Below are 7422 nucleotides of genomic sequence, written 5' to 3'. Positions count from 1 at the left end.
TAGTAGTATCAAGGGTTTAGGCTTTTTCTTTTTTCTTAAATGGGAATATTTTGCACCTATATTTATATGAAGTTTATATTTATGAAACAGGTTCATAGATTCAAGTTTTCCAAAATAAAGAGACTGCTGAGAATTATCTGAAGCAGACTCCTTGTTAGTGTTTAAAATGCTAGAAGGACATTAATNNAAATAAAGGTTGCCCTTCGATTAAAAGTTACTATATCCACTAACATAAGAAAGGCTTAGGGAAACCTAAGCCTAGAACTTTGTCGAAAATGAACTTTGTTTATCTTTTTTATTATTGAATTCTTACAATCGGCTTAATCGCCACACCTGTTTTAGAATCTGCAAATGCTTCGTTAATTTGGTCGAAGTCATAGAATTTTACTAATTTATCGAATGGGAATTTTCCTGCTTTATAGAATTCAACAAGTTCTGGGATAAACACGCGTGGAACAGCGTCACCTTCGATTACACCCATCATTGTTTTGCCTTCCATCATTAAATCATTGTGAACGTCAAGATTCATCTCTGGCGTTATACCGACGATTGCAGCTGTACCTAATGGACGTAAAGCTTGTAAACATTGACGAACAACAGGAGGTACACCAGTTGTATCTACAGCATATTTCGTACCGCCTTTTGTTAGCGCTTTTATTTCTTTCACAACATCTACTTTTGAACCGTTAAATGTGTGAGTTGCACCAAGTTCTTTTGCTAATTCCAAACGGTTCTCATGAACATCAACGGCAATGATATGTTTACATCCTACAATTTTGGCACCCATAATGGCACTTAATCCAACTGCTCCAGCACCGTATACAGCGATTGATGAGCCGAATTCTGGTTTAAGCTTGTTTAATACTGTACCTGCTCCAGTTTGAATACCGCAGCCTAAAGGTCCAAGTAATGCTAAATCAACTTCCTCATCTACTTTTACAACATTGCGTTCGTGGGCAATGGCATAAGTAGCGAATGAAGATTGGCCGAAGAAAGTCGATAAATTTTCTCCGTTTTGGCTTAGACGATGCGTGTTATCGTCTGCAATTCCACCAAAGTTTAATTCAGCAAATGTATTACATACAGTCGGATGACCAGTTAAGCAGTTTTCACAATGTCCGCAGTGTGCAAATGAAAGTACAACATGGTCACCTTCTGCTAGACCTTTAACGCCTTCACCAACACGTAAAACAATTCCTGAACCTTCATGTCCAAGTACAGCTGGTAGTGGAGTAAGAGCAGCATCACGGGCAACTGCATCTGTATGACAAACACCTGATGCTACGATTTTTACTAGTACTTCATTTCCTTTTGGTTCTGCTAATTCTACTTCTTCAATTTTAAATTCTTGTCCTTGACCGTATGTAACGGCAGCTTTAATTTTCATTTGAAGAACAGCCTCCCATCAGTTTTAAATTCCTTGTATTCGATGTTGCGATATTTGGTGAAAAAAACGAACTATCTTTATAATGTGCAAAAACATGTATACTAATAAATAAAGATAAGATCACCAATTTTAATATGTGCTAGGAAAGTGGGGAGATAATCCACCTTGATTAGCGTATAAATAATATAATATTTTGTCATTTTTTAAATCATCCAATCGGTAGCTTTTTGACCCATCCACTTTTTTTGTTTATGGAAGGAGCAAATTATATGAAAAATATTGAAATCAGAAGACCAAGAATGGAAGATAGGGAGGAGTTAATTCAATTTTTCAGTGAAGTTATTGAGCATACATATGCTAAAGAAGGTTTATCTGAAATGCTTGATGATATGAAAAATGAAATTGAAACGAAGAAACAATATTTGCAATCGGATCTCGAAAGTAATTGTGAGAAGCGTTATTTCTTATTAGCTTTACATAAAATTGATAATAAAATAATTGGTTGTATTGAGTATGGTTCTGTTAGTGAATTGATTGGTATTTGCACAGATGGCGCATTGAAAGAGTTAGTAGAAGTAGGGACAGTATTTGTTCATCCAAATTATCAGAAACAAGGGATAGGAACCTTGCTATTAAATGTAATGTTTCTTATTTTGCAAAATAGGGGGATTAAAGAATTTTATCTGGATAGCGGATATAAGAATGCTCAGAAAATTTGGCAGAAGAAGTTTGGTAAACCTGATTATTTATTAAAGAATTACTGGGGGGAAGGAAGCGATCATATGATTTGGAAGCTAAATACTAATGATCAATCTGTAGTATTTAGTATCTGATTTAATGAACGAATATCAATATTTTGTAAAATGAGATAAAATAATGATATGGAGTAATTTCAGAAATTTCAGAACAATAAACACTTCGGTAAATAACTCATACTATCAAATTATGAGGAGTGTTAGCATGGAATTTTTATCAGTAAGGAAAAATGATGAGATTGCTTATATTACATTGGAAAACCCTAAAGAGTTTAATTCGCTTTCATTACAGCTTTTGAAAGAATTAAATAGTACTTTGCTCGAAATTGCAGAGAAGAGAGAGTGCAAGGTTGTTATTATTGAAGGGTCTACGAAGGCATTTTGTGCGGGTCATAGTTTAAGAGAAATAGAAAGTAATTCTGAACTAGGTGTAGCAGAAGTGTTTCAAGCATGTCAAGTCGTTATGCGAACGATTCGAGAAATCCCACAAATAGTGATTTCGAAAGTTCAAGGTGTAGCCGTAGCAGCAGGGTGCCAGTTAGTTGCTGCTTGTGATCTGGCTGTTGCAAGTGAAGAGGCTAAATTCGGTGTACCTGGTATTAATAGTGGACTTTTTTGTAGCACACCAGCAGTATTTTTGAGTCGAAATGTTGGAAGGAAGAAAGCTGCAGAACTATTGTTTACGGGTAATTTAATGCCTGCACAAGAAGCGTTAGAAAACGGTCTTGTCAATAAAGTTGTATCTGCAGAAGTGCTAGATGAAGAAACAGATCAATTAGCAAGAGATGTTACGAAGCAAAGTTTGAATATTATTGAGATTGGTAAGAGACAATTTTATCAACAATTAAATATGGAAGATTTTCAAGCGTTAAACTATGCAACAGAAGTTATCGTGCGCAATTCGAAACATCCTGATGCAGTGGAAGGAATTCGTTCATTTTTTGAAAAAAGAAAACCAGTTTGGGATGATAAATCGACAGCTGAAGTTTAATATAAGCATTGAGATTAAACAGTTCATTAAAAAAGGAATCGTTCATACAAATGGACGATTCCTTTTTTAGATTAAGTTAACTTACATTATTCTCAAATTTATTTTGCATTTTCCGTCCATTTCGCTACTTTATCTTCGTTGGCAGAAATCCAGTTTTCTGCCGCTACTTCTGGATCGGTGCCATCAGCAATCTCTAGCATAACGGATTCAAGATCTTCAGTTGTCCAAGAAAAATTATCTAGTACGGAATATACTTCAGGTAAGTCTTCCTTTAATCCTTTACGAACAAAAGTATTAATGGTTTCCTCTCCACCAAATATACCTTTTGGATCATCTAAATATTTTAAGTCATAAGAAGCGAACTTCCAGTGTGGTGACCAACCGGTAACAACTATTTCTTCTTTGTTTTTAATAGCTTGTTCAAGTGCGACTGTCATAGCACCTGAGGAGGAAGTTGACAGATTCCATGAAGCTAAATTTTTATATTCTTTTAGTGCAGTTTCTGTTGAAGCAACAATACCTGCGCCAGGTTCAATGCCTGTAATGGTTTTATTAGCTTCACTCTTTAAGTCTTCAATTGAATCAACCTTCATATACGTAGGAACGACCAAACCAATTTTTGCACCTTTTAAATTCTCACCTAAATGAACAACATCATCTTTATATTCTTCGTATTGAGCAGCATGGGTACTTGGTAACCAGCCCGCTACCATAGCATCTGCTTCTCCTTTAGAAATGGATTCCCACATAATAGCGTTGTCTAAAGGTGTTAATGTTACATTATAGCCTAAATCTTCAAGTACTTTCCCGATTATATGTGTAGAAGCTATTTCTGTATCCCATTCAACATATGCTAAATTAACATCCTTTGCATTTGAAGAATCAGATTTACTATCCTTTTCTCCTGAATTACAGGCCGTTAAAAGGAGGCTTAATCCAATTAGTATGCTGAAAATCTTCATTTTTTTGAATTTCATCTAATCTTCCTTTCAATGATCTTTCTTTTTGTTGAAATTTTGTGTTAAACGATCGATAATAATTGCCACGATAACCAAACCTAAACCTGCCACAAATCCATTTCCTACTTGGGCTCTTTGAAGTGCAGTTAACACTTCTCGACCTAGTCCTGGGGCTCCAATCATTGATGCAATGACAACCATCGATAAGGACAACATGACGGTTTGATTGATACCAGCCATAATTGTCGATTTTGCTAAAGGTAATTCTACTTTAAATAATTTTTGCCAGCTGGTACTACCATATGAATCAGCAGCCTCTACTAACTCTTTCGGTACTTGTCGAATAGCTAGGTTTGTTAATCGAACAGTTGGAGGCACAGAGAAGATGACTGAGGCAAATACACCTGGTACTACACCAATTCCGAAAAAGGCAACAGCTGGTATTAAGTAGACAAAGCCGGGCATTGTTTGCATAAAATCAAGAATCGGTTTAATGATTCCTTCTGCATATGAGTTCTTTGCCATTAAGATCCCAAAGGGTATTCCAATAATCACTGCAGTAACACTTGAAAATAGAACGAGCGTTAAAGTGTTCATCAGTTCTTCCCAGAGCCCTTGGTTGAATATGAATAACAAGCCTATTAATGAAAAAATAGAGAGACCTATTTTTTTCCCGGAAGCAAAAAAGCAAATGAGGACAAGGAGAAGTATAAATACAATCGGCGGAATTGAAATTAATAATTCAGTTACGCTTTTCATAAGTGCTTGCCCGTTAGTTTGAATGAAATCAAACAGCGTGGAGAAATTACTAGTTAGCCAATCCATTGCATTTTCTACCCACTCAGCAACTGGAAGTTTTGGCATTCCTTGTATACTACTCATTTACACTTACCTCCTCACTTCCAGCGGCAAGCGCTTCAATGACGACGCCTCGGATTAACACGCCTAAAAGTCGCTCGTCTTTCACTACCGCAATAGGAGTAGGGGAGTCGTAGATCATTCCTAAGACATCTTGTATGTACATATTGGGTGGTACGGATGTAATATCAGTTCGTACAATATTATAAATCGTTTTTTGTCCATTTTTGGAAGCTTGTAATGCATCCTGTGCTGTAATATAACCTTTTAAATGACGTTTTTTATCGACTGCAATTAGAATACTTACCTCTTCTTCACGCATTCTCTGTAGCGCGACTTTTGGTCCATCAAGTTCTACGTTGACTGATATAGGTCGTACCATCGCATTTTCTACTGTAAGTACTTTAGAGCGGTCAACATCCTCTACAAAGCTCTTAACATAATCATTTGCCGGATTCGTTAAAATTTCTTCGCCGGTGCCTATTTGCATTATTTTTCCGTCTTTCATGAGCGCAATGCGGTCTCCAATGCGAAGTGCTTCATTTAAATCATGTGTTATAAAGATAATGGTCTTTTTTAAAGTCTGTTGTAAATCTAGCAACTCATCTTGCATATCTTTACGAATTAAAGGATCGAGCGCAGAAAAAGCTTCATCCATTAATAACACTTCAGGGTCATTGGCTAATGCACGTGCAAGACCAACACGTTGCTGCATACCTCCAGATAATTGGCTTGGATATTGATCTTTGTATGCAAGTAAACCTGAATTATCTAAAGCCTTTTCTGCTTTCAATCGGCGTTCTTCCTTAGAAATTCCTCGTATTTCTAAACCAAACTCTGTGTTTTGCAAAAGTGTTCGATGCGGGAAGAGTCCAAAATTTTGGAAAACCATGCTCATTTTTTCTCTTCGAATTTTTCGTAATGCATCTTTACCTACTGTAGAAATATTTTCACCATCAATAAAAATGCTTCCACTAGTTGGTTCTATTAATCGATTTAACAAACGAACTAATGTTGATTTCCCGCTACCAGATAAACCCATGATGACAAAAATCTCACCTTCATTGACAGTGAAACTTACATCATAAACTCCAACAGTTGCTCCTGTTTGTTTTAATATCTCTGTTTTACTTTTTTGTTTTTCGACTAAATTAAGTGCAGCATTAATTTGTTTGCCGAAAATTTTTGTAACATTCTCTACTCTAATCTTACCCAAAAAAAGTTTGCCCCCTTGCAGTTTATGTTTTTGTTAATAATGTCTATGGTATGCAAAAATAAACAAGTAACAACTTAACGGTAACAAAAGGTTGTTGATTTTGTCAAATGGCTAAAGCATATGAAAAAAAGCGTGTGAACATTGCAATTGCAATGTTCACACGCTTTTTTTCAAAGATAAAGAAAGTTTAAGTTTTTTGAACTTGGACAAGTGTCTAGTTCCAGCGCCTATCGACTAGCGTACTTCAGGCCTTCTCCCTACGATAAGTCAACATCGATTCGCTTATCAGCTCATCGTGTTTCCTTTATCTCAGTCGAATTCCCTCCAGTACGTACGTCGATGATCGAGGCGCTTTCACTTTTCTTATGGGGATATAAGAAATTATTTACTCGTTCCAGACAAGTATCGTTGCCAATAAAATAAATGATATCTTTAGGCTCAAATGAAGCATAAGGACCTGGAGATAATGATATCTCACCATCTCTTCTTATGCCTACGATTGTTGCGGATGTATTTTGCCAGAAGTTAACTTCCTGAATGGTTTGATGAATGTAAGGGCAAGATTCACTTATTTCAATTTGAAACGGAATAAAAGGATTGATGGATCGAAATCTCTCTGTCCGATTAATTAATAGCTTTGTTGTTTCTTGTAAATTATGGAGCTCCTCATATTGTTTATCAATGCTAGCCTGTAATTCAAATTGTAATTCATGTATAGATTGAACATCTTGGAATTGATGAACAAACTGTGCTGCTTTTTCGTAAGATTTAATGAGGACACCGCTTCCTTTTGTTGTGTCTACAATTTCTAAATCTTGCAATACTGCAATTGCTCGTCTAGCAGTTTCAGAGGAAACACCATACTGACTTGCAAGTGATGAGCGGGCATATATTTTTTCACCTATAGTGTATTTTTTTTCAACAATTTTTGCTGCAATGTCTACTGCAATTTTCTGATATTTAGGTTGCTTCATTGTAACTTTCTTGTTCATGTCCATATCTAATTTTTTCCCTTTCTAATAAAAAACAATAGATGCTTAAACCACGTATAAATATGCCTTCAACCAAATTAAGTAGAGGCATATTTAATATATTGAGTATAGCATATGCTGAAATAGTTTCGGAAGCTTCTAAAAAATGGTGGAGGGCTTTAGTAATAGGGGGGATTTATGAAGCTAAAACAACTATTGTTAGGGAGGGGATATAGAACAATGTTTCCCCTCCTAACAAAGTTTTCTTTTATCCCGTTCAAACTG

Annotated in this window: 8 protein-coding genes; 3 read left to right on the top strand and 5 right to left on the bottom strand. The window is 35.8% G+C overall.

Annotated features, from left to right (window positions below; all coding sequences use genetic code 11):
- Positions 1-298 precede the first annotated feature (298 nt).
- Positions 299-1387 carry an NAD(P)-dependent alcohol dehydrogenase gene (locus tag V7014_RS15940; RefSeq protein ID WP_335508423.1) on the bottom strand — a complete coding sequence of 363 codons (1089 nt, stop codon included), beginning with the start codon at positions 1385-1387 and terminating at the stop codon, positions 299-301.
- Positions 1388-1656: 269 nt separating this feature from the next.
- On the opposite strand from V7014_RS15940, the gene V7014_RS15935 reads away from it, so the two are divergent.
- Both V7014_RS15935 and V7014_RS15930 read left to right on the top strand, forming a co-directional pair.
- On the top strand, positions 1657-2220 hold the full coding sequence (locus V7014_RS15935) for a GNAT family N-acetyltransferase (protein ID WP_335508422.1): 564 nt from the start codon (positions 1657-1659) through the stop codon (positions 2218-2220).
- Between the two features lie 127 nt (positions 2221-2347).
- On the top strand, positions 2348-3133 hold the full coding sequence (locus V7014_RS15930; RefSeq protein ID WP_335508421.1) for an enoyl-CoA hydratase-related protein: 786 nt from the start codon (positions 2348-2350) through the stop codon (positions 3131-3133).
- Positions 3134-3231: 98 nt separating this feature from the next.
- On the opposite strand, the gene V7014_RS15925 is transcribed toward V7014_RS15930, so the two are convergent.
- The 4 genes from V7014_RS15925 to V7014_RS15910 form a co-directional block, all read right to left on the bottom strand.
- The gene (locus V7014_RS15925; protein ID WP_335508420.1) at positions 3232-4110 is read right to left on the bottom strand and encodes a glycine betaine ABC transporter substrate-binding protein; all 879 of its coding nucleotides are present in this window, start codon (positions 4108-4110) and stop codon (positions 3232-3234) included.
- 12 nt (positions 4111-4122) lie between these two features.
- A complete protein-coding gene (locus V7014_RS15920) occupies positions 4123-4974 on the bottom strand; it encodes an ABC transporter permease (RefSeq protein WP_335508419.1) in 852 nt (283 codons plus the stop codon).
- Positions 4967-6166 carry a quaternary amine ABC transporter ATP-binding protein gene (locus tag V7014_RS15915; protein ID WP_335508418.1) on the bottom strand — a complete coding sequence of 400 codons (1200 nt, stop codon included), beginning with the start codon at positions 6164-6166 and terminating at the stop codon, positions 4967-4969. Before V7014_RS15915 ends, V7014_RS15920 begins: the two co-directional genes overlap by 8 nt.
- Positions 6167-6456: 290 nt before the next feature.
- Positions 6457-7164: a TrkA C-terminal domain-containing protein gene (locus tag V7014_RS15910; RefSeq protein WP_438824927.1), complete on the bottom strand. Its 708-nt coding sequence runs from the start codon at positions 7162-7164 to the stop codon at positions 6457-6459.
- Positions 7165-7199: 35 nt separating this feature from the next.
- Here V7014_RS15910 and V7014_RS15905 point away from each other — a divergent pair, with 35 nt between their 5' ends.
- Positions 7200-7373 (top strand): hypothetical protein, encoded by a 174-nt coding sequence (locus V7014_RS15905; RefSeq protein ID WP_335508416.1) that lies wholly within the window; start codon positions 7200-7202, stop codon positions 7371-7373.
- The last annotated feature ends 49 nt before the right edge of the window (positions 7374-7422 follow it).

This window comes from Bacillus sp. JJ722 (assembly GCF_036963345.1).
In the GTDB taxonomy this organism is placed as follows: Bacteria; Bacillota; Bacilli; order Bacillales; family DSM-1321; genus Bacillus_AD.
Note: the sequence above shows the minus strand (reverse complement) of the source record. Positions and strands in the feature narration are given on the sequence as shown.